The sequence below is a fragment of the Allokutzneria sp. A3M-2-11 16 genome, assembly GCF_024213555.1.
In the GTDB taxonomy this organism is placed as follows: Bacteria; Actinomycetota; Actinomycetes; order Mycobacteriales; family Pseudonocardiaceae; genus Allokutzneria.
Genome location: NZ_JANAVO010000001.1, coordinates 176,830 through 198,156, shown reverse-complemented (window position 1 = coordinate 198,156; position 21,327 = coordinate 176,830). Strand labels below are relative to the sequence as shown.

The 21,327-nt window shown below is 70.3% G+C and carries 19 protein-coding genes; 13 read left to right on the top strand and 6 right to left on the bottom strand.

The annotated features are described in order from the left end of the window. Positions 1-14: 14 nt before the first annotated feature. Positions 15-1,700 carry a ribonuclease J gene (locus NLX83_RS00950; RefSeq protein WP_254236034.1) on the top strand — a complete coding sequence of 562 codons (1,686 nt, stop codon included), beginning with the start codon at positions 15-17 and terminating at the stop codon, positions 1,698-1,700. Between the two features lie 243 nt (positions 1,701-1,943). Further along, entirely contained in the window at positions 1,944-2,924 is a 981-nt protein-coding gene (locus NLX83_RS00945) for a hypothetical protein (RefSeq protein WP_254232953.1), read from the top strand. 55 nt (positions 2,925-2,979) lie between these two features. Here the strand turns inward: NLX83_RS00945 and NLX83_RS00940 are convergent, their stop codons facing one another. Beyond that, a complete protein-coding gene (locus NLX83_RS00940) occupies positions 2,980-4,149 on the bottom strand; it encodes a S1 family peptidase (RefSeq protein WP_254232952.1) in 1,170 nt (389 codons plus the stop codon). A 249-nt stretch (positions 4,150-4,398) separates the two neighbouring features. Here NLX83_RS00940 and NLX83_RS00935 point away from each other — a divergent pair, with 249 nt between their 5' ends. The 3 genes from NLX83_RS00935 to NLX83_RS00925 are packed head-to-tail and all read left to right on the top strand — an operon-like array spanning position 4,399 to position 8,436. Continuing rightward, positions 4,399-6,726 carry an ATP-binding protein gene (locus NLX83_RS00935; protein WP_254232951.1) on the top strand — a complete coding sequence of 776 codons (2,328 nt, stop codon included), beginning with the start codon at positions 4,399-4,401 and terminating at the stop codon, positions 6,724-6,726. 46 nt (positions 6,727-6,772) lie between these two features. Next, complete coding sequence (locus NLX83_RS00930; protein WP_254232950.1) at positions 6,773-7,423, top strand: dioxygenase family protein; 651 nt, start codon at positions 6,773-6,775, stop codon at positions 7,421-7,423. Next, positions 7,423-8,436: a hypothetical protein gene (locus tag NLX83_RS00925; protein ID WP_254232949.1), complete on the top strand. Its 1,014-nt coding sequence runs from the start codon at positions 7,423-7,425 to the stop codon at positions 8,434-8,436. Before NLX83_RS00930 ends, NLX83_RS00925 begins: the two co-directional genes overlap by 1 nt. Before the next feature lie 94 nt (positions 8,437-8,530). Here NLX83_RS00925 and NLX83_RS00920 read toward each other — a convergent pair whose 3' ends face one another. Then, a complete protein-coding gene (locus tag NLX83_RS00920) occupies positions 8,531-9,361 on the bottom strand; it encodes a lysophospholipid acyltransferase family protein (protein WP_254232948.1) in 831 nt (276 codons plus the stop codon). Between the two features lie 116 nt (positions 9,362-9,477). Here NLX83_RS00920 and NLX83_RS00915 point away from each other — a divergent pair, with 116 nt between their 5' ends. After that, positions 9,478-11,940 (top strand): DNA translocase FtsK, encoded by a 2,463-nt coding sequence (locus NLX83_RS00915; RefSeq protein WP_254232947.1) that lies wholly within the window; start codon positions 9,478-9,480, stop codon positions 11,938-11,940. A 262-nt stretch (positions 11,941-12,202) separates the two neighbouring features. On the opposite strand, the gene NLX83_RS00910 is transcribed toward NLX83_RS00915, so the two are convergent. The 3 genes from NLX83_RS00910 to NLX83_RS00900 form a co-directional block, all read right to left on the bottom strand. Continuing rightward, on the bottom strand, positions 12,203-12,580 hold the full coding sequence (locus NLX83_RS00910) for a phospholipase (RefSeq protein ID WP_374118751.1): 378 nt from the start codon (positions 12,578-12,580) through the stop codon (positions 12,203-12,205). Between the two features lie 373 nt (positions 12,581-12,953). Continuing rightward, positions 12,954-13,463: a phospholipase gene (locus tag NLX83_RS00905; protein WP_254232945.1), complete on the bottom strand. Its 510-nt coding sequence runs from the start codon at positions 13,461-13,463 to the stop codon at positions 12,954-12,956. Between the two features lie 96 nt (positions 13,464-13,559). Continuing rightward, the gene (locus tag NLX83_RS00900) at positions 13,560-14,093 is read right to left on the bottom strand and encodes an amino-acid N-acetyltransferase (protein ID WP_308209251.1); all 534 of its coding nucleotides are present in this window, start codon (positions 14,091-14,093) and stop codon (positions 13,560-13,562) included. 95 nt (positions 14,094-14,188) lie between these two features. Between NLX83_RS00900 and rimO the strand changes: the two genes are divergently transcribed. The 7 genes from rimO (at position 14,189) to NLX83_RS00865 (ending at position 20,650) form a co-directional block, all read left to right on the top strand. Beyond that, positions 14,189-15,667 (top strand): 30S ribosomal protein S12 methylthiotransferase RimO, encoded by a 1,479-nt coding sequence (gene rimO, locus NLX83_RS00895; RefSeq protein ID WP_254232944.1) that lies wholly within the window; start codon positions 14,189-14,191, stop codon positions 15,665-15,667. Continuing rightward, entirely contained in the window at positions 15,664-16,263 is a 600-nt protein-coding gene (gene pgsA / locus NLX83_RS00890; RefSeq protein ID WP_254232943.1) for a CDP-diacylglycerol--glycerol-3-phosphate 3-phosphatidyltransferase, read from the top strand. The genes rimO and pgsA overlap by 4 nt, the downstream gene beginning before the upstream one ends. Then, positions 16,250-16,717 (top strand): CinA family protein, encoded by a 468-nt coding sequence (locus NLX83_RS00885; protein ID WP_254232942.1) that lies wholly within the window; start codon positions 16,250-16,252, stop codon positions 16,715-16,717. The genes pgsA and NLX83_RS00885 overlap by 14 nt, the downstream gene beginning before the upstream one ends. A gap of 150 nt (positions 16,718-16,867) precedes the next feature. Then, complete coding sequence (locus NLX83_RS00880; RefSeq protein ID WP_254232941.1) at positions 16,868-17,323, top strand: helix-turn-helix domain-containing protein; 456 nt, start codon at positions 16,868-16,870, stop codon at positions 17,321-17,323. Positions 17,324-17,565: 242 nt separating this feature from the next. Continuing rightward, the gene (locus tag NLX83_RS00875) at positions 17,566-18,390 is read left to right on the top strand and encodes a PspA/IM30 family protein (protein ID WP_030430804.1); all 825 of its coding nucleotides are present in this window, start codon (positions 17,566-17,568) and stop codon (positions 18,388-18,390) included. Positions 18,391-18,397: 7 nt separating this feature from the next. Beyond that, a complete protein-coding gene (pspM, locus tag NLX83_RS00870; RefSeq protein WP_254232940.1) occupies positions 18,398-19,231 on the top strand; it encodes a phage shock envelope stress response protein PspM in 834 nt (277 codons plus the stop codon). A 144-nt stretch (positions 19,232-19,375) separates the two neighbouring features. Next, positions 19,376-20,650: a uracil-xanthine permease family protein gene (locus tag NLX83_RS00865; protein WP_254232939.1), complete on the top strand. Its 1,275-nt coding sequence runs from the start codon at positions 19,376-19,378 to the stop codon at positions 20,648-20,650. Positions 20,651-20,906: 256 nt separating this feature from the next. Here the strand turns inward: NLX83_RS00865 and NLX83_RS00860 are convergent, their stop codons facing one another. Beyond that, complete coding sequence (locus NLX83_RS00860; protein ID WP_254232938.1) at positions 20,907-21,236, bottom strand: DUF6247 family protein; 330 nt, start codon at positions 21,234-21,236, stop codon at positions 20,907-20,909. Between the last annotated feature and the right edge of the window lie 91 nt (positions 21,237-21,327).

The window sequence follows — 21,327 nt, the reverse complement described above, 5'->3', positions numbered from 1 at the left end:
CCAGTCGCGTGCAGATGCACAGTTCCACCGCGCCCATCCCGCCCCCGAAGCTGCCGGAAGGCGGCCTCCGGGTCGTCGCGCTCGGCGGCATCGGCGAGGTCGGCCGGAACATGACGGTCTTCGAGCACGCCGGCGAGATGATGATCGTCGACTGCGGCGTGCTGTTCCCGGAGGACATGCAGCCGGGCGTCGACCTGATCCTGCCGGACTTCCGCGCGCTGGAGCAGCGCCTGCACGACATCGTCGGCCTGGTGCTCACCCACGGGCACGAGGACCACATCGGCGCGGTGCCGTTCCTGCTCAAGCTGCGGCCGGACCTGCCGGTCTACGGTTCCCGGCTGACGCTGGCGCTGGTGGCGGCCAAGTGCAAGGAGCACCGGCAGACCCCGCGCCTGGTCGAGGTCAAGGAGGGCGAGCACCACGCGATCGGCCAGTTCGACTGCGAGTTCTTCGCCGTGAACCACTCCATCCCGGACGCGGTGGCGGTGGCGATCAAGACCGCGGCCGGGGTGGTGCTGCACACCGGTGACATCAAGCTGGACCAGCTGCCGCTGGACGGGCGGCTGACCGACCTCGCGGGCTTCGCGCGGCTGGGCGACGAGGGCGTTGACCTGTTCCTGGTCGACTCCACCAACGCCGAGGTGCCCGGGTTCGTCACGCCGGAGCGCGAGATCGGCCCGGTGCTGGACAACGTGATCCGCAAGGCCACCCAGCGGGTGATCGTCGCGTGCTTCGCCAGCCACGTGCACCGCGTGCAGCAGGTGCTCGACGTGGCGGTGAACCACGGTCGCCGGGTCGCCTTCGTCGGCCGCTCGATGGTCCGCAACATGGGCATCGCGTCCGAGCTGGGCCTGCTCAACGTGCCGGACGGGCTGCTGGTGGACCTCAACGAGGCCATGGCCATGCCCGAGGACAAGGTCATGTTCGTCTCCACCGGGTCCCAGGGCGAGCCGCTGTCGGCGCTGTCCAGGATGGCGCGCGGCGAGCACCGGCAGATCAGCATCCGCGCCGGGGACACCGTGGTGCTGGCCAGCTCGCTGATCCCGGGCAACGAGAACGCGGTGTTCGGCGTGGTCAACGGGCTGGTCCGGCTCGGCGCGAACGTGGTGCACCAGGGCAACGCGAAGGTGCACGTCTCCGGGCACGCCTCCGCGGGCGAGCTGCTCTACCTCTACAACGCGGTGCGGCCGAGCAACGTGATGCCGGTGCACGGCGAGTGGCGCCACCTGCGGGCCAACGCCGAGCTGGCCATCCTCACCGGCGTGGCCCCGGAGCGCGTGGTGATCGCCGAGGACGGCGTCGTCGTGGACCTGGTCGACGGCCAGGCCACCATCACCGGGCGGGTCGAGGTCGGGCACGTGTACGTGGACGGGCTCTCCGTGGGCGACGTGGGCGAGTCCACGCTGTCCGACCGGCTGGTGCTCGGCGAGGGCGGGTTCATCTCGATCACCATCGCCATCGAGGCCGCGACCGGGCGCGCGGTGGCCCCGCCGACGATCTCCGGGCGCGGGTTCTCCGACGACCCGAAGGCGCTGGACCAGGTGGTGCCGCTGGTGGAGATGGAGCTGGCGCGCACCGAGGCGGAGAACATCACCGACTCGCACCGCATCGCCCAGGCCGTGCGCCGGGTGGTCGGCCGCTGGGTCGCCGACACCTACCGCCGCCGCCCGATGATCGTCCCGACGGTCATCCCCGTCTGACGCCGCCCGCGTGGGCGCCGGTGCCCGCGGCGCCCACGCGGACGGCCGAAGCGCCACCCCCGAACGCCGGGGTCTGTTTCAGTGATTTTCACAGTTGGCGCAGGCGTGCGGCGGCATTGTCGCTGGTCACGGGGATATTGGAAAAGGTTTGCCAGGCGTTCGGGACTGGTTTCCGGTGTGTTGGCAAGGTTAACTAGTTCCCCACCTGGACGGCCGTGCGACGCCGCCGGGCTGGGAGGAGCCATGACCCTCGACTCGGTCACCCCGGTCGCTGGGCGTGCGGACACGCGCTCCATCGCCGAGATCGACGATCCCGAACTGCTGGCCGCGCTGCGCACCGGCCCGTTCTCCGAGGCGCTGCGCGTCGCGATCCGCCGCAGCGGCCTCGCGCTGGAACGCGTGCAGTCCCGCCTCCTGACCCGCGGCGTCCGGGTCAGCCTGGCCACCCTGAGCTACTGGCAGCGCGGGCGCAGCCGCCCCGAGCGGATCGAATCGCTGAAGGCGGTCGAGCTGCTCGAAGAGGTGCTGCGGCTGCCGCCGAACTCGCTGCTCAACCTGCTCGGCCCGCGTCGTCCGCGGGGCCGCTGGCAGGCCGGGTCGCCGCGCCCGCTGACCTTCGACCGGCTGTGGACCGACCACTGGGCGCTGGAGCGGGTCCTCGACGAGGCCAGCGACCGGCTCAACGAACACGTCACCGGGCTGACCATCAAGGACCAGTACTGGATCGGCGCCGACCGGACCGAGCGCCGCGTGGTGACCAGCCAGGTGCTGCGCGCCGAGCGCGACGGCATCGACCGCGTGGTGGCGATCTTCCGAGGCGACGACCCGGACCAGCAGATCCCCTCGGTGATCACCGTGCGGTACGGCGAACTGGGCCGGGTGTGGTCCGACGACGAGTCCGGCTTCCTGGTCTTCGAGATCCTCTTCGACCGGATGCTCGACCGCGGTGAGACCGCGGTGGTGGAGTACGAGATCGACTTCCCGGAGGGCGGCGCGATCGCCCTGTCCTCGGACCGCCGGGCCCGCTACCCCGTCCGCGAGTACCTGCTCCAGGTCCATTTCGACCCCACGGCGGTTCCGCGCCGGGTATTCGAGTTCAGCAGGCACAATGCGCAGACTCCGGACCACGTGCGCAACGAGTTGCTGATAGGCCGCTCGGGAATGGTGCACTCGCTGCACAGCGATTGCGTCCCCGGAGTGCACGGAATCACCTGGGAATGGTAACGGCCGCGCGCCCCCGAAAGGACGCACGGCCGTTTCGTTCGAACAGACGGGCTTTCTAGCTCGCCGTCTGCACGGACAGTCCGTAGTAGCTCAGCGCGTCGCTGAGCGGCTGGAAGTACGAGGACTTCCCAGCGATGGTGCCGCCGTTGAACGTGCAGGTCTGACCCATCGGTCCGCCCGAGGTCATGCCCTGCGCCTGGTGGCCGGAGATGTAGGCGCCACCGGAGTCACCGCCCGCGGTGCAGACCGAGGAGCTGCCGAGCCCGCGCACGACGGTCTGCGGGCCGCCGTTGGGGTCGGTGTAGGTGACCGTGACGTTGTAGGACTTGATGTTTCCGCAGGTCCAGCCGGTGGTGGCGCCGGACTTGCAGATCGTCGAGCCCACCGCGGCCCGGTTCGCGCCGCGCACCGCCACGGTCCCGGCCGCACCCCACGTGCCGACCGAGGTCATGATCCGGTCCTCGGCGTCGATCCGGGCGATGCCCATGTCCACGCTGTCCTTGCCGAGGCCGAAGCGCGTGTGGGTGGCCTTGCCGAAGTGCGTGCTGCCCAGGTAGAGGTCGGGCAGCCCCTCAACGCAGTGCCCCGCGGTGACCAGGAAGCGCTGGCCGGAGGTGTTGGTGGCGCCGAAGCCCACCGAACACCAGCCGCCACCCGCGGCGCTGAAGGTCATCTTGCTGCCCGGGTACACGTCCGCGGTCGGAGCCAGGCGCTCGGTGGTGGTCTCCACGCGCACCGCGGTGCCGTGCTTGGCCGCCGCTGCCAGGAACTTCTCGGTGGCGGCCGAGCGGCGGCCCTCCTGGATCGTCACGACGACCGCGTCGGCGGCCAGGTCGACGGCCCACGAGTTCACGCCGTCCGGGCGGTGCGCGCTGGCGGCGCGGTCCAGGTCGGCGGAGACGCGCTCCAGCGCGGCGGCGCCGCGGGCTCCGGTGCGGGCCGCGAGGCCCTTCGCCTTGGCCTTGGCCGAGGTGGCCTTGTCCGCGGCGTTGACGATGAGCTGGCCGTTCACGAAGAACGCGCCGTCCACCGCCGCACCGGAGCCGCGCAGCTCGGTGAGGCGCTGCTGCTGGACGCCCTCGCTGTCCAGCCGCGCGGCCGCGGCACCGGGGCTGATCCCGAGGCTGCTCGACAGCGCGTCCAGCATTCCCCGGTCGTAGGAGTTCGAGGGGCTCGCCACGGCGGTGCCGGAGAACCCGAGGAGACCGGCGGCCAGTGCCGTCACCAAAACTTTCGATGAGCGTGACAAAGTGGTGCTCCTTTTTCTGGCAGGCCGGAGCGAAGCAGGGAGGAATCGGCGGACAGCAGGGGTCCGCCGAATTTCTCGCTCCGGCCTGGCCGCATTCCATTGAAGCCTTGAATGCGATGGGACAACTGTCGCCATCGTTGCGCGCACAAGCAAGACCCAAGGGCCATTCACTTTTTCACCCGCCCTTCACGTCGGACAAACAGCGCGCTGGGCAGGGTCGGTGCCATGCGGGTGTGTGCGGTCTGCGGGACCGCGCTGGTGGACGGTGGCGTGGGGCGGCCGACGAAGTACTGCTCCGGCGCGTGCCGTCAGCGCGCGTTCCGCCGCCGATCGCCCAAGGCGCCCGCCGGTGAACCGCTGCCGCGGGCTCTCGACGGGTTCGTCGGCCGTGAGCTGGAGCTGCCGCGCGTGCGCTCGCTGCTGCGCTCCGCTCGCCTGGTCACCGTCGTCGGGCCGGGCGGCGTCGGCAAGACGCGGTTGGCGACGGAGGTGGTGCACGGTCTGCGCGGGGCGCGGCTGGCCGAGCTGGACTCCGTCGGCCGGGGCGAGTTGGTGCCGCAGGCGCTCGCGGCCGCGCTCGGGATGCGTGAACGCGCCGAGACGGATCTGCGCGAAGCCCTGCTCGCCGAGCTGCGCGAGCGGGAAGTGTTGCTGCTGCTGGACAACTGCGAGCACGTGATCGACTCGTGCGCCTCGCTCGTCGAGTGGCTGCTGCGGCGCTGTCCCGGTCTGCGGGTGCTCGCGACGAGCCGCGAGGCGCTCCGCGTCCCGGGCGAGGTGGTCTTCCGGCTCGGCCAGCTCTCCGTGCCTGAGGTCGAGGACGACCTGGCGCTGGTGCTGCGCTCCGACGCGGCGCGGCTGTTCGTCGAGCGCGCCCGCGGCAGTGACCCCGCCTTCGTGCCGGAACCCGCCGGGGTCCTCGCCGAGGTGTGCCGCAGGTTGGACGGCCTGCCGTTGGCGATCGAGCTGGCCGCGCGCCGGGCAGGAGCGCTGTCGCTGCCGGAAATCCTTGCCGGGCTTGACGATCAGCTCGCCCTGCTCACCGATGGCAGCCGTACCGCGCCGCCACGGCACCGCGAGCTGGCCGCGGCGATCGAGTGGAGCCATCGCGTGCTCGAACCCGCCGAGCGAGCGGTGTTCCGCAGGCTTTCGGTGCTGCTGGGCGGCTTCGACATGAGCGGGGCGATCGCGGTGTGCGGCGAGGACTCGGCCACCGTGCGCCGACTGGTCTGCGCGCTTGAGGCGAAGTCGTTGATAGTGCGCAACGGCGACCGGTTCCGGCAGCTCAACCCGATCCGGGTGTACGCGGCGGAGCGGCTCGCGGAGTCCGGAGAGCTGGCGGCGACGCGGGATCGGGCCGCCTCGTGGCTGGCGGGGCTGGCCGGATCGCCGGTGGGTCCGCTGTTCTTCGGGGACTCCCTCGCGGAGGGTGTGCGCGACGAACACGAGAACCTGATCGCGGCGGTCGAACACACGGCAGGCGACCGCGACGACCGGCACGTGCTGCTCGCGATGGCGCTGGCCAGCGTGTGGCAGCAGCGCGAACTCCCGGCTCCGGCGCGGGAACTGCTGGCGGCGACCCTGGATCGGGTGCCGGTGTCGGAGTACCGGGGGATGGCGCTGGCGATGGCCGCGCGCTTCGCGTGCTTCCAGCTGGATCGATCAGTGGGGCTTTCCCTTGCTCGGCAAGCGGTTGAGGCTCAGCGCGGGCGCGAGGACCCGATTGCGCTCGTCGACGCGTTGGACACGCTCGCGCTCGCTCTGCTGGTGTGCGACGAAGGTCCGGCCGCGGTCGCGGTGTACCGCGAATGCCTGGAACTGGTGCGTCCGTTGGGGCGCGTGGCCGAGACGGCGTTCTGCGAGTACACCGTCGCGTGGGCGTTGTTCCGCGTCGGCGACGTGGTCGGAGCGGAGGAGATGCTGGCGAAGTGCTTGCCCGTGCTTCGGGAACACGGCTCACCGGCCCAGCTCGCCGCCGCGTTGCAGACGGCGGGCGCACTCCGGCTCGAACTGTCCGATGTGGACGGTTCGGAGCGGTTCTTCGTGGAGGCGCTGGACGTCGTGCCGATCGACAGCTCGCACATGGCGCCCACCATCGAGGGGCTGGCGTTCGTCGCGGTGCGGCGGGGCGACCTGACGCGGGCGCTGACCCTCGGCGCTGCCGCCGCCTCGATCCGCGACCGCCTCGACATCCCGGCGGAGGGGCCGTGGCAGGAAAAGCTGGACGCCAGCCTCGCGCTCGCACAGGATCGGCTGACAGCGACCGCCGCACGGTCGGCGATCGCGGCGGGCGAGTCGCTTCACGGTGCCCGGTTGACCGCGTTTCTGTTGCGGGACAAGGAAACCCGAGCGGTCGAACATCCGCTGACGCCACGCGAGGCGGAGGTGGCCAGGCTCGTCGCGGAAGGGCTGACCAACCCCGAGATCGCGAAGCGGCTGCGGGTGTCCGGCGGTACGGTCGCCGCGCACCTCAACCGGATCAGGGACAAGCTCGGGCTGCGGTCGCGGACCAGGATCGCGCTGTGGGTGGCGGAGCGCTTTCGTAACGCGTGATCGGTTGGGGGATGTGCCGCCGCGCGGGCGTCCCGACGCTGGCGCCATGAGCACTTCATCCCGACGAAGTTTCATCCGAGCGGGCGCGCTCGGTGCCACCACGGTCGCACTGGGGACCTCGGCCGCCGCACCGGCCCTCGGCGACGCGCCGTGGCCGGTCACGCCCGCCTGCTCCGGGCACGAGACCCCGGCGGCCATGGAAGGCCCCCTGTTCAAGCCGAACTCGCCGGAGACCACCAAGTTCGTCACGCCCGGGACCAGCACCGGTGTGCTGCTCGACTTCACCGGGTTCGTCTACGCCACGGACTGCAGGCCGATCGCGGGCGCGCTGCTGGAGTTCTGGCAGTGCGACCAGAACGGCGACTACGACACGGTCGGGTTCTCCTTGCGAGGACACCAGTTCACCGCGGCGGACGGCTCCTACCGGCTGAGCACGATCGTGCCGAGGGACTACTACGGGCGGTGGGGCCGCCGTGCCCCGCACATCCACACCCAGGTCCAGGCACCGGGCGGCCCGGTGCTGGTCACGCAGCTCTACTTCCCCGACAACACCCAGGCGTACGGCCGGAACTTCGCCGAGCTCAACGCCGGTGACGCGTTGATCAACCGGGCCTGCACCATCGCGCTGAACCCGCCGCGCGACGGCCGCTACACGGGCCGGTTCGACTTCGTCATCAAGACCAGGGGAGACAGCTGATGCGCATCGCGGCACTGGTCAGCGCCGTCGCGCTGCTCTTCGGCGGGCAGCCGGCGAGCTGGACCCGCACCCCCGTCCCGATCGACAAGGGCGACATCGCCGCCGTGGCCGCGCTCAGCGACCGCGACGCGTGGGCGCTCGGCTACCGGCTCATCAGCACCACGAACCTCCAGGCCGTCGCCCTGCGGTGGAACGGGCGGACCTGGACGCAGGAGTCCACGCTGCCCGCCAGGACCTTCCCGCAGGCCATCGCGGTCGCCGCGGCCAACGACATCTGGGAGGCGGGCGACGGGACGAGCCACTGGGACGGCAGCACCTGGACCAAGCACGCGCTGGAGGGCGAGATGGTGCCCGAGGCGCTGGCCACGGTCGGGGGCCGCACCTGGGTGGCGGGGGCGAACACCCCCGACTCGATCAAGGACAGCGTGCCCGACGTGCAGGCGTGGGACGGCTCGCGCTGGCGCAGGCAACCGTTGCCGCAGCTCGGCAAGGGCACGCTGACCAGCATCGCCGCGCTCGCGCCGGACAACGTGTGGGCGGCGGGCTACACCACCGCCGGTGCCACGCAGGCCACGCTCGTCGTGCACTGGGACGGCCGCACGTGGCGCAAGATCGACTCGCCGAGCGTCGCGGGCTCGCACACGTGGGTTTCCGGGCTGACGGCGAACAACGCCAACGAGGTGTGGGCAGTCGGCGGGAGCGTGAAGGGCACCGCGGAGCGCCCGTTCGCGATGCGCTGGGACGGCCGCGGCTGGACGATCACGCCGACCCCGGACGTCGCGGACGGACGACTGCGCGGCGCCGCCCGTGTCGGTGCGGACCTGTGGGCAGTCGGTGGCAAGGGAACCGCCACGGTCGCTTTGCGGTGGAACGCCGCCGCTCGGAGCTGGACCCCCGCCCCCGCCCCCGACATCTCCGTCCGCGGGCTGGCCGCAGCGGGCAACGGGGGCTTGTGGGCAGTCGGCCTGGCCAAACAGGGCGACCTGACCCCCGCCATCACCCGCTACCACTAGCGCTCCGCCCCACGCCAACGCCGCATTTGGGGCGTTAGATTCCCTGAACGGGTCGTTCGGGGAATCTAACGCCCCGAACGACCCGTTCAGGGCATCACAGCTTGTCCGGCGTCCAGGGGCTCTTGGACTTGATGGGGCGCGTCTTGTCCTTGAAGCGCGGTTCGCCCAGCTCGTCCTCGCGCAGCGGGACCATGCCGGTGGCGATGGAGCGCATGATCCGGTCGCGGGCGCGCACGGCGTCGCCCGGCGTGGTGGGGGACAGGTCGTCCAAGGGGACCTGCGGGCCGAAGTGCACCTTGAACTTCGGGCGCTTGAAGACCGACTTGAACCACGAGGTCATCAGCGGCTTGAAGTCGCTCCAGCCCTCGACGTTCTTCGAGCCCCAGACGACCGCCTCGTGCGCGCCCCACTGGCTGACCGGCAGCACCGGGGTCTTCGCGCCGAGGGCGATCCGGGCCGCGCCGCTCTTGCCGCGCTCCGGCCACAGGCCCGGGTCCAGCGAGATCTGACCCTCGGGGTAGATCACCAGCGTCTTGCCGCGGTTGAGCGCGTCGATGGCGTTGTCCATGGCCTGGGTGACCGTCTTCTCGCCGCGGTCCACCCGGACGTGCCGACAGGTCCGCCACGCCCAGCCGACCACCGGGGCGTCGAACAGGCCGCCGGTGGACATCAGGTACGGGATGACGCCCTTCTTGTGGCACGCCGCCACCAGCACGAAGCCGTCGAAGACCCCGATGTGGTTGGAGGCGACGAGCACCGGTTGACCGCGCAGCTCCTCCGGAACCTCGCCGGTGACGACGAGCTTGCCGGTGACCGCGACGAAGACCCTGTTGGCGCGCAGAAGGATTCGCCAGAGCAGGGGCGGGCGCCGCAGCGGCCCCGGCCGGTCTGACGGGTCTTCTGGGGTGGAAGGCAAAGAAACCATGGCGAGGGCAGCATTGCATGTCTGCGGCGACCGGTGTGCGACCAAGTCCGAATTTGTCGGGTGCGTTACGGCGTGACGGCTTCGGGCACGACGTGCGGCCCACTACCGTGTCCGGCATGGCCAACCGTGCGACTCCGGCGAGGAGAGGGACCCCCAGCTCCCGGGGCGGCGGCAAGCCACGTTCGAGTTCCGGCAGGTCACCGGCCAAACCCAGGTCCAAGCCGCCAGCCGCCAAGAGCCGCACTCCCGCCAAGCGGCCCGCGCCGCGCAAGACGGGTAACCCGATCGGCCGAGGGCTGCGCGCGGGCTGGGGCCTGCTCGCCAAGGGCATCGGCGGGATGGCCCGCACGGTCGCGCGCACCAAGGAGATCGACTCCGCGCACCACCGCGACACCGTCGGCCTGTTGCTCATCGCGGTCGCGGTGATCTCGGCGGCCGGTGTGTGGTGGCAGGCGGGGGGTCCGGTCGGCGAGGGCGTGAACTGGGCCGTGCGCAGCGTGATCGGCGCGGGCGCGGTGGTGTTGCCGTTGCTGCTGCTCGGCATCGGGATCACGGTGATGGTCCGGGAATCGACTCCCGAGGCGCGGCTGCGGACCGTGCTCGGCTCGATCCTGCTCACGCTCGCGGTGCTCGGGCTGCTGCACGTCTTCACCGCCCGCCCGCAGAACTCCGATGGCTGGATGACCGGCGGCGGCGCGATCGGCTACGCCATCGGCGATCCGCTCTCCCGCGGGCTGACCACCTGGGTCACCGTCCCGCTGCTGCTGCTCCTGGTGATCCGGGGTGGCCTGCTGATCTCCGGGACCCCGATCCGCGAGGTGCCCGGACGACTGCGCGCGCTCACCCAGGGCGAGCCCTACGACGACGGTTCCGAGGACGTCGGCGCGGACGACCTCTTCGACGACGTCGACCCGGCTTCGGTGCGGTTGCGCAAGCCCTCCCGGCGGCGCCAGGCCGCGGTCCCGGCCGAGGACGACCAGCTCAGCCTGGACGACGTGCCCAGGGAGTCCGCCAAGCCCGCGCGGGCGGTCAAGGAGACCCCCCAGGTCGTCGACAAGGCACCGGCCAAGATGACGATGACCCGCGCCGTCGAGGGCGACTACAAGCTGCCGCCGATGACGCTGCTGACCGCGGGCGAGGCGCCGAAGGCCCGCAGCCGCGCCAACGACGCGATGATCGAGGCGATCACCGGCGTGCTGGAGCAGTTCTCCATCGACGCCCAGGTCACCGGCTTCACCAGGGGCCCGACCGTGACCCGCTACGAGGTCGAGCTCGGCCCCGGCGTGAAGGTCGAGAAGATCACCGCGCTGACCAAGAACATCGCCTACGCGGTGGCCACCGACAACGTGCGGCTGCTGGCGCCGATCCCGGGCAAGTCGGCCGTGGGCATCGAGGTGCCCAACAGCGACCGTGAGATGGTCCGCCTCGGCGACGTGCTCAAGTCCGGCACCGCGCTCAACGACAACCACCCGCTGGTGATCGGCCTCGGCAAGGACATCGAGGGCCACATGGTCACCGCGAACCTGGCGAAGATGCCGCACCTGCTGGTCGCGGGCTCCACCGGTTCCGGCAAGTCCAGCTTCGTCAACTCGATGCTGGTCTCGCTGCTGTCCAGGGCCACCCCGGAGGAGATCAGGATGATCCTGATCGACCCGAAGATGGTCGAGCTGACGCCCTACGAGGGCATCCCGCACCTGATCACGCCCATCATCACCCAGCCGAAGAAGGCCGCGGCCGCGCTGGCCTGGCTGGTCGAGGAGATGGAGCAGCGCTACCAGGACATGCAGGTCAACCGGGTCCGGCACATCGACGACTACAACCGCAAGGTCAAGTCCGGGGAGATCACCGCGCCACCGGGCTCGGAGCGGGAGTACCGCCCGTACCCCTACATCCTGGCGATCGTCGACGAGCTGGCCGACCTGATGATGACCGCGCCCCGCGACGTCGAGGACGCGATCGTCCGGATCACCCAGAAGGCCCGGGCCGCGGGCATCCACCTGGTGCTGGCCACCCAGCGGCCCTCGGTGGACGTGGTCACCGGCCTGATCAAGACCAACGTGCCGTCCCGGCTGGCCTTCGCCACGTCCTCGCTGACCGACTCGCGGGTCATCCTCGACCAGCCGGGCGCGGAGAAGCTGATCGGCATGGGCGACGCCCTGTACCTGCCGATGGGCGCCTCGCGGCCGGTCCGCGTGCAGGGCGCCTACATCGGCGACGACGAGATCAACACGGTGGTCGCCTTCACCAAGGAGCAGGCGGAGCCGGAGTACACCGACGGCGTCACCGCGGCCAAGGCGGGCGAGAAGAAAGAGATCGACCCGGACATCGGCGACGACCTCGACGTGCTCGTCCAGGCGGTGGAGCTCGTGGTGACCAGCCAGTTCGGCTCCACCTCGATGCTGCAGCGGAAGCTGCGCGTCGGCTTCGCCAAGGCGGGCAGGCTGATGGACCTGATGGAGAACCGCGGCGTCGTCGGCCCCTCGGAGGGCTCGAAGGCGCGCGAGGTGCTGGTCAAGCCGGACGAGCTGGACTCGGTCCTCTACTCCATCCGCGGCGGCGGCCCGATCGACGACGACTAGCCACTCGTCCGCCCATCCCTCCCAGTCCCCCTCAACGTCCGCCGGCGTCGCCAAAACCCCGTTTCGTACTCATAGCGGTTCAGGGGAGCGCTCTCTTTCCCGTTATGAGTACGAAACGGGGTTCTCTAGACCACCTCGCGGACCGATCGGGTGCGCGGGTGGGTGGCGTGCATGCACCCATGATACGCCCCTGACCAGGGCTTGGACGTGAAGAAGGCCCACCCGGGCAGGGAGCCGGGTGGGCCTTCGAGCGCGGTGGGGATCAGGTGCCCCACTTGCGGACGGCCGCGTAGTAGAGGTCGGCGATCCGCTTGCAGGCCCAGTTGGACCCGCAGATGCCGTACAGGTCGCTCTTGAAGTTGTTGTCGACCCGCAGCTTGGCGTCGGCGTTCCACCGGCTCTGCTTCTTGTAGTTGCGGTAGCCGAAGTCGTGCCGGTGGCAGGCGGGCTTGAAGTTGAAGCCGACCGGCTTGTCCGGCGACCAGGAGCAGGCGTCCGAGGACCAGTCCAGCTGGTTCGCGTACGGCTTCTGGTTCCTGGTGTTCTCGAACTGGCTCAGCGAGTAGCTGAACAGGTACTGGTCGGTGACCGCCCTGATGTCGACCGCCTGTGCGGTCCCCGCGCCCATGGTGACGCCCATGGCCAGCGCGGTGGCCACGAGGGTGCCCCTGGCGGCGGAGCGGATGGAACCGGTCATGAAGTCTCTCCTCGGCAGGGTGAGGTAGATAACACGATGATTCCTACCTGGCGCGGGCCGCGATCGGTAGCGCGCTCTAAAAAATCCTGAACAAGATTCGACAACCGTTTGTTGATCGTTTTTTGTAACGACGGAAGTCGTGCGCCGTTTGCCGCTGGGCCGTTTGTCCTACTATTCGGCCAGAGCCCTCATTCGCTAGGCCGTTGGGGTGAGTCACCAATCACACTGATGGTGTAAGCCGCTGTACAGGCCGTGTCCGGAACGTTTTGGCAACCCCTGTCCCTCTTTTCTGTGGGTTGCCAAAACGTGATCCCGACTAGAGCCGTGCCGCGGCTCTCGCGGCGGCCTTCACATCGCTTCGGTTAAGAGCGTCCGCGGTGCTTCCGCTCCCGCCGAATGCGCGCACCGCGTAGTAGTAGATGTCGGCGACTCGGCGGCACCCCCAGTTCCCGCCGCAGATGAGATACATGTCGTCGCGGAACTTGTTGTCGATCCGCAGCCGGTTCCCCGAGTCGAACCGTCCCTGCCACTTGTAGTTGCCGTAGCCGAAGTCGTGCCGGTGGCAGGCGGGCAGCACCTGGAAGCCGAACGGCCGGTCGGGGGCCAGGGTGCAGCCGTCGGTCGACCAGTCCAGCTCGCCCTCGTAGGGCCGCTCCAGCCGGATCTGGCCGAACTCGGCGAGGGACTTGGTGAACATGTAGTCGTCGGTGACCGCGCGGACGTCGATCGCCTGCGCGGAACCCGCGCCGACGACGAAGGCCAGCACCAGGGTGATCACTGCGGTGACGCCGCGCGCCAGCCGCCGGAAGCCTCGTGAAGTCCTCATCGTGGTCTCCCTCCGTACCCGGGCGCACAGATGCGCACACCCATGTTGGTACGGCAAGGATGAGCTGCGAGAACAGCTCCGAATGGGGAACGATTCCTAACGATCGCGCACGCGGTCGGCCAGCATCAGCAGCATCCGCGAGTTACCGAGCGTGTTCGGCTTGACGTAGGGCAGGTCGAGGAACTCCGCGACACCGACGTCGGGGGAGCGGCGGATCTCCTCGTAGACCTCCGGGGTGACCGGCGTCCCGTCGATCTCCACGAACCCGTGCGAGCCGAAGAACCCCGTCTCGAAGGTCAGCACGAAGATCCGGCTCAGCCCCAGCTCCTCGGCGACGTCGAGCAGCCTGCTGACGATGCGGTGGCCGATGCGCTTGCCGCGCGCCGCCGGGTCGACCGCGATGGTGCGGATCTCGGCGAGGTCCTCCCACAGCACGTGCAGCGCGCCGCAGCCGAGGAGGCCGGTGGAGTCGGTGGCGACCCAGAACTCCTGCACGTCCTCGTAGAGGGTGACCAGGTCCTTGTCCAGCAGCACGCCCGCGTACTTGTCCGCGAGCGCCTTCATCGCGGGAACGTCACTCGTCCTGGCTCGGCGGACGGTGACCCCGGAATCCTCCGGATCGGTCGACACGTCAGCAGCCTACGCCTGCCCCTGATCTCCATTCGCCCAGTGATAAGGAGTGGCGTGGTCAGAGGGAGTCAGTGCGGGCGGTTACCCTGACCGGCGTGTCTGCACCCTCGTCTTCCCGCCGTGTCGCACTGCTGACCTTGGGCTGCGCCCGCAACGAGGTCGACTCCGAGGAGCTGGCCGGAAGGCTGGGCGCGGGAGGTTGGGAACTGGTCGACCCGGACGCCGAAGCCGACGTCGTCGTGGTCAACACCTGCGGCTTCGTCGAGTCGGCGAAGAAGGACTCGGTGGACACGCTGCTCGCGGCCTCCGACACCGGCGCGAAGGTCGTCGCCGTCGGCTGCCTCGCCGAGCGCTACGGCAAGGAGCTGGCCGACAACCTCACCGAGGCCGACGCGGTGCTCGGCTTCGACCACTACCCGAACCTGGCCGAGCGGCTGGACGACGTGGTGGCGGGCCGCGAGGTCACCTCGCACGTGCCGGTGGACCGCCGCACCCTGCTGCCGATCAGCCCGGTCGAGCGCCCCAAGGCGACCTCCGACGTGTCGGTTCCCGGCCACGGCTGGGTGCCCGGCGTGGTCAGCGCCAACCGCAGGCGCCTCGACGACTCCCCGGTGGCGCCGTTGAAGATCGCCTCCGGCTGCGACCGCCGCTGTTCGTTCTGCGCCATCCCGTCCTTCCGCGGCTCCTTCGTCTCGCGGCCCGCCGACGAGCTGGTCGCCGAGGCGGCCTGGCTGGCCTCGCAGGGCGTCCGCGAGGTGTTCCTGGTCAGCGAGAACTCCACCTCCTACGGCAAGGACCTCGGCGATCTGCGCGCGCTGGAGAAGCTGCTGCCGCGGCTGGCCGCCGTGCCCGGGATCGACCGCGTGCGCGTCTCCTACCTCCAGCCCGCGGAGACCCGCCCGGGTCTGGTCTCGGCGATCGCGGGCACGCCTGGCGTCGCCGCGTACTTCGACCTGTCCTTCCAGCACTCCAGCGAGCGCGTGCTGCGCCGGATGCGCCGCTTCGGCTCCACCGACTCGTTCCTGGCGCTGCTGGAGCAGATCCGCGAGCAGGCGCCCACCGCGGGCGCGCGCACCAACGTCATCGTCGGGTTCCCCGGGGAGACCGAGGACGACCTCGCCGAGCTGGAGCGCTTCCTGACCGGCGCCCGCCTCGACGCCATCGGTGTGTTCGGCTACTCCGACGAGGACGGCACCGAGGCGCTGGAGCTGGACGGCAAGCTCTCCGAGGACGAGGTGAACGAGCGCGTCGCCCGGATCTCCGCGCTGGCCGAGCAGCTGACCACGCAGCGCGCCGAGGAGCGCGTCGGCGAGGAGGTCCTCGTCCTGGTCGAGCAGCTGGCCGACGAGGAGTCCGACTGCACCGGCCGTGCCGAGCACCAGGCCCCTGAGGTTGACGGCGAGTGCGTCTTCACCGAAGACCTGCTTGCAGGGTCGAGCATCGGCACAGGCGAGGACGTCCTCTCTGTTCAGGATCTTGAGGTCGGGATGCTGGTGCGCGCCAAGGTGATCGCGGCCGAGGGTGTGGACCTGGTCGTCGAGCCGCTGGAGATCGTGCCGGGGATCTCGGCGTGAGTCGCGGAGGTGAGCCCGCCGCGGGCACACCCGTGCCGCTGCTGAACATCGCCAACCTGCTGACCATGTTGCGGCTGGCGCTGGTGCCGGTCTTCCTGGTCACCCTGTTCACCGGCGGCGGCCACGACCAGTACTGGCGGTGGGTGACCTTCGGCGTGTTCGCGTTCGCCTCGATCACCGACCGGATCGACGGCAGCGTGGCCCGGCGCTACGGCCTGGTCACCGACTTCGGCAAGATCGCCGACCCGATCGCGGACAAGGCGCTGACCGGGGCCGCCCTGGTCGGCCTGAGCGTGCTCGGCGACCTGCCGTGGTGGGTGACCATCACGATCCTGACCCGCGAGCTGGGCATCACGCTGCTGCGGTTCTGGGTGATCAGGATCGGCGTGATCCCGGCCAGCCGCGGCGGCAAGCTCAAGACGCTGCTGCAGATCCTGGCGATCGGGCTCTACCTGCCGATGCTGCCCAGCGCGTTCAACCCGTTGCTGTGGACGATGATGGGCGCCGCGGTCATCGTCACGGTGGTCACCGGCTTCGACTACATCGTCCAGGCGCTTCGGCTGAGGGCGGGTGCCCGTGAGCGTGAACTGCACTGAACTCGTCGCCGCCCTGCGCGCGCGAGGGGAGACCGTCGCGACCGCGGAGTCGCTGACGGCGGGACTGGTGTGCGCCGCGTTGACCGACGTCCCCGGTTCCAGTGTCGTGGTGCGCGGCGGGCTGATCGTCTACGCGACCGACCTGAAGGCATCCCTCGCCGGGGTGGACGCGGACCTGCTCGCCGAGCACGGCGCGGTGCACCCGGAGGTGGCCGCCCAGCTCGCCGAAGGGGCGCGGCTGCGGTGCGGCGCGACGTGGGGGATCGGCCTGACCGGGGTCGCCGGGCCGGACCCGCAGGACGGCGTACCTCCAGGAACGGTGTACATCGGCCTCGCGCACGCGGACCGGGAACCAAGTGTGGTCACCCTGCGTTGTGAGGGGGACAGGCACGCGGTGCGTGCGGCGTCCCGAGACTCCGCACTGGCAGTGCTCGCTGGCCACGTCATGACCTGATCGGGGTAACCGCACGCCGACATCAGCGGACTGGATAACGTTCGCCCTTGGCGGACGAGCCGCATTACGTTCTTCCGGTGTCGGGAACGCTGGGTAACGTGGTCGCCACGGCCGTGAGGCCCGGGCTGGCAGTGTGAAGGGAGGCACGCGATGACCGTGCTGCTGAGGGAGGCGCTGGGGGACCGGCTGCGCCGGGCCCGCACCGACCAACGCCGTACTCTTCGAGAGGTTTCGCGTTCCGCCCGGGTGAGCCTGGGATACCTCTCCGAGGTCGAGCGCGGGCGCAAGGAGGCCTCCAGCGAACTGCTGGCCGCCATCTGCGGTGCGCTGGACCTGCCGCTGTCGGACCTCCTCGGTGAGGTGGCCGCCGACATCCGCGCGGGCGAACCGGTGACCATCCCGGCGCCCTCGCAGGCCAAGCCGGAGCCGAAGGTCCCGGTCGGGGCCGAGGCCAGGGCGGACCGGGGCGTGGTCGACGCGGGCTCGCTGGTGCCCGCGATCGTCGGCAACGACCTCTCCGACCTGAGGCTGCAGCCGGTGTTGCGGACCCACCTGACCACGAAGATCACCAACTCCGCTCCCCGTGGTGTCGTCGTAGCGGCCTGATCAGGTCACAGCTGGGAAAACCCCCGAACCGCTCCAACGCGCTCGCCCCTAGGGTGAGAATGGGCGTCCGGGGGTTGATCCCTGAATCGCGTCAGGCTCGACCCTGATATCCGCGGGGGCCGGTGGAAGCCGGGACGAGCACCTGACACGATGGATGTCAGCACCGGGTGAACGCCTGGTCATGGGGCGTAGTCACGGGGCTGGGCCGCGGCAGGGTCGCACGAAGAAGGCAGGCGGAGGAGATGGCCAATCCGTTCGTGAAGTTCTGGAAGTACCTGATGGCGGCGTTCTCGTCGAAGATCGACGAGCACGCCGACCCGAAGGTGCAGATTCAGCAGGCCATCGAGGAGGCTCAGCGCCAGCACCAGGCCCTCTCCCAGCAGGCGGCCGCCGTCATCGGCAACCAGCGCCAGCTGGAGATGAAGCTCAACCGCCAGCTCGGCGAGGTCGAGAAGCTGCAGGCATCCGCCAGGCAGGCGCTGGTGCTCGCCGACCAGGCGCGGGCCTCCGGGGACGAGGAGAAGGCGCGGCAGTACGAGGACACCGCGACCGCCTTCGCCACCCAGCTGGTCACCGCCGAGCAGTCGGTCGAGGACCTGAAGAGCCTGCACGACCAGGCGATCCAGGCGGCGGCGCAGGCCAAGCAGGCCGTCGAGCGCAACGCCATGGTGCTGCAGCAGAAGCTGGCCGAGCGCACCAAGCTGCTCAGCCAGCTGGAGCAGGCCAAGATGCAGGAGCAGGTCTCCAGCTCGCTGCGGCAGATGAGCGAGCTGGCCGCGCCGGGCAACACCCCCTCGCTGGAGGAGGTGCGGGAGAAGATCGAGCGCCGATACTCCACCGCGCTCGGCCAGACCGAGCTCGCCAAGAACTCGGTGCAGGGCCGGATGCTGGAGGTCCAGCAGTCCACCGCGGACTTCGCGGGTGCCTCGCGCCTCGAGCAGATCCGCGCCTCCATGCGCGGTGGTTCGGCCACCCCGCAGGTGACCGGTGGCCAGCAGGCGGCGGCTCCGGCCCCCGCCCCGAACCAGGCCACCACCCAGCTGCCGCAGAACCCGCAGCAGGGCTGAGGCCGCGGTGGCGTCGGGACGGGACGAGCTCAACAAGTTAGGCGAGCTCGTGGTGAAGCAGCTGCGCAACAGCGGCGAGCTGACCAAGCACCTGCGCGGTGCCGGCGACGTGGTCGACGGCGTCCAACGCAAGCTCTCGGCCTGGCGCGATCCCCGCGCCAAGATGATCCGCCAGCGCAAGCGGTCGGTGCGCAGGATCTGGTTCCGCACCACGCTCGCCGCAGCCGCGGGCGTGGTGGCGTTCTTCGTCGGTGGCGACCCCGGCCTGGAGTTGTCCGAAGCGGCGCTGGGCACGGTCTCCGTGCTCAGCGCGGCCGCGGCCACCTCCGCCGGGGTGCGCTCCTACAAGCTGCACAAGACCCCGCTCCCGGAGGTCGCGGCCCCGCCGCCCCCGCTCCCCCCTTCCTCCTCCGCCGCCCGCGGTCCGATGCGCGAGCTGGCCGAGGCCGAGGCGTTGCTGGCCGATCTGCTGACCCAGCTCGCCACGCCGCGCAACGGCGTCCCGCCGGTCCCGCTGGAGACCGTCGGCGAGTCCAGGGCGATCGCTGCCGAGGCCGCCGCGGCGATCCGCGAGGTCACGGCCCAGCTGCGCGCCGTCGAGCAGGCCAGGGACGTCGCTCCCGCCCACGAGCGCGCCGGGCTGGACGCCGCCGTCGCCCGGCTGCTGCACGAACTGGTTGAGGGCGTCGAGGGTTACCGCGGACTGGTCGCCGCCGCAGGCAAGGCTGTTGCCGCGAGTACCACCATGCGGCCGATGCACGCGCTGGACGACGCCACCGACCGGTTGGCCGGACTGGCCGCCGCACTACGTGAACTCGCCTCGGGCCGGGGTCCGTTCTAAGCCCCTGACCTGCACGATCGCCGCTCCTTTCGCGAATCCTGCCCCTATCTCGTTTTGATTACATACGGTGCTACCGTTGCGCTTCTCAGCGGAGTGTCGGTATTACTCGTCGCTGCTGCTCAATCCCGCGTTGGAGGGGTCTTTGTGGCGTTGTGGACGGTGCACGGCGACGGCCGCCACCTCGCGGAGGGAGACAGCGTCGCTCCGAACGAGCGACTGACCTGGCCGCGCACCATCAGCTTCGGCCTGCAGCACGCGGTGACCATGTTCGGCGGCACCCTGCTGGTCCCGCTGCTCACCGGCCTGGAGCCGACCACCGCGCTGCTGTTCTCCGGCCTGGGCACGCTGCTGTTCCTGGTGATCACCCGCAACCGGGTGCCCTGCTACCTCGGCTCCTCGCAGACCTACGTGGCGCCGCTGATGGCCAGCGAGGCCGCCCCGGTCGGCGGGCGCACCGGCGGGCTGCTGATCTCCGGCGTGCTGATCACCATGGTCGGCGTCGCGGTGAAGGCGCTCGGCGCCCGCCTGGTCGAGTCGATCATGCCGCCGGTGGTGACCGGCGCGGTGGTCATCCTGATCGGCTTCCACCTGGCCCCGGACGCGGTGAAGTCGTTCAACACCCAGCCCGGCCTGGCCGCGCTCACCCTGCTGGCCGTGCTGCTGGCCACCGCGCTGCTGCGCGGGTTCCTGTCCCGGATCGCGGTGCTGATCGGGGTGGTGATCGGCTGGGTGCTCGCGGCGCTGTCCGGCAACCTGGACCCGGTGCGGATGGCGGCCGTGCACTCCGCGGACTGGATCGGCATGCCGCCGTTCGCGGCGCCGGAGTTCCAGCCGGAGATCGTGCTCAGCATGCTCCCCGCGGTGATCGTGCTGGTCGCCGAGAACCTGGGCCACGTCAAGGCGGTGGCGGCGATGACCGGCCGCAACCTCGACGGCAGCGCCGGTGACGTGCTCATCGGCAACGGCCTGGCCACCGCGCTGGCCGGCTCCGGCGGCGGGTGCGGCACCACGACCTACGCGGAGAACATCGGTGTGATGGCCGCCAACCGGGTCTTCTCCACCGCCGCGTACATGATCGCCGCGGTGACCGCGCTGCTGCTGGCCTTCTCGCCGAAGTTCGGCGCGCTGGTGAGCACCATCCCGACCGGCGTGCTCGGCGGGGCCTCGATGGTCCTGTTCGGCCTGATCGGCCTGGTGGGCGTGCGGATCTGGATGGAGAACAAGATCGACCTCACCGATCCGGTGAACCTGATGGTCGGCGGGGTCGCCCTGGTCGCGGGCATCGGCAACCTGACCCTGACCGTCTTCGGCGCCACCATCGGCGGCATCGCCTGGGGCTCCCTGATGATCATCGTGCTGCACCCCGTGATGCGCGGCCTCAGCAACCTCCGCAAAACCCCCACCCCACCCGCCGACTAGCCCCGCTCCGCCCGGGGTTCCCCCGTCTTCAAGTACCCCCGACCCCCGCCCAAACGGTCTCAAACCGCCCCCAACTCCGGCGTCAGTCCGGGGTTGGGGGCGGTTTGAGACGGTTTCAGGTGGGGTTTGTAGGACTTGAAGACTGCCTTACAGGTGGGGCAGTAAGAGGTGATGCGTGGCCTAAGAGCCGTCAGGATTCGTTCTATTGCAGGACGATCTGCTCCATCGCCTCGCCGTCAGTTTCGACGCGGTACACCTACAGGCCCAGTCGCTCCCGGAGCAGGGCCTTCACCTGGTCCGCAGACACGCTGCCCGGCTGGGGTTCGCCGGTTCGCAGGGTCCGGTCGGCCCGCTGGAGCATCCTTCGGTGCGCCGCCGGATCGAGCTGAGTCATGCGCGCGATGCGGTGCCAGTGCTCCAGTGTCTGACGCAGTTCGTCCAGGCTGAGCGCCTCAGCGGCGGTCTTGAGCGCGTGGCGGTAGTCGGCGTCGAAAGCGTCCACTTCTTCCGGAAGCAGCGCCGCGCGGATCGCGCGCGGACTGGTGTCCGGCGGATCAGGCGGGAAGTGCATCGCGGGGGTGGCCACGAGAACACGATAGCGGTGCCTCGTCCGATTCGGCAGCAGGCGCTGCCTCAGCAACCTCCGCAAACCCCGCTCTCTCCGCCGACTGAGCGTC

What these genes read in the sequence shown, in the direction of transcription:
- NLX83_RS00905 (WP_254232945.1), bottom strand. Translation starts at nt 13,463, where the DNA reads ATGAGGACTTCACGAGGCTTCCGGCGGCTGGCGCGCGGCGTCACCGCA.
- NLX83_RS00910 (WP_374118751.1), bottom strand. Translation starts at nt 12,580, where the DNA reads ATGGGCGTCACCATGGGCGCGGGGACCGCACAGGCGGTCGACATCAGG.
- NLX83_RS00950 (WP_254236034.1), top strand. Translation starts at nt 15, where the DNA reads ATGCACAGTTCCACCGCGCCCATCCCGCCCCCGAAGCTGCCGGAAGGC.
- NLX83_RS00880 (WP_254232941.1), top strand. Translation starts at nt 16,868, where the DNA reads ATGACCGTGCTGCTGAGGGAGGCGCTGGGGGACCGGCTGCGCCGGGCC.
- NLX83_RS00915 (WP_254232947.1), top strand. Translation starts at nt 9,478, where the DNA reads ATGGCCAACCGTGCGACTCCGGCGAGGAGAGGGACCCCCAGCTCCCGG.
- NLX83_RS00935 (WP_254232951.1), top strand. Translation starts at nt 4,399, where the DNA reads ATGCGGGTGTGTGCGGTCTGCGGGACCGCGCTGGTGGACGGTGGCGTG.
- NLX83_RS00875 (WP_030430804.1), top strand. Translation starts at nt 17,566, where the DNA reads ATGGCCAATCCGTTCGTGAAGTTCTGGAAGTACCTGATGGCGGCGTTC.
- NLX83_RS00920 (WP_254232948.1), bottom strand. Translation starts at nt 9,361, where the DNA reads ATGGTTTCTTTGCCTTCCACCCCAGAAGACCCGTCAGACCGGCCGGGG.
- NLX83_RS00925 (WP_254232949.1), top strand. Translation starts at nt 7,423, where the DNA reads ATGCGCATCGCGGCACTGGTCAGCGCCGTCGCGCTGCTCTTCGGCGGG.
- NLX83_RS00945 (WP_254232953.1), top strand. Translation starts at nt 1,944, where the DNA reads ATGACCCTCGACTCGGTCACCCCGGTCGCTGGGCGTGCGGACACGCGC.
- NLX83_RS00930 (WP_254232950.1), top strand. Translation starts at nt 6,773, where the DNA reads ATGAGCACTTCATCCCGACGAAGTTTCATCCGAGCGGGCGCGCTCGGT.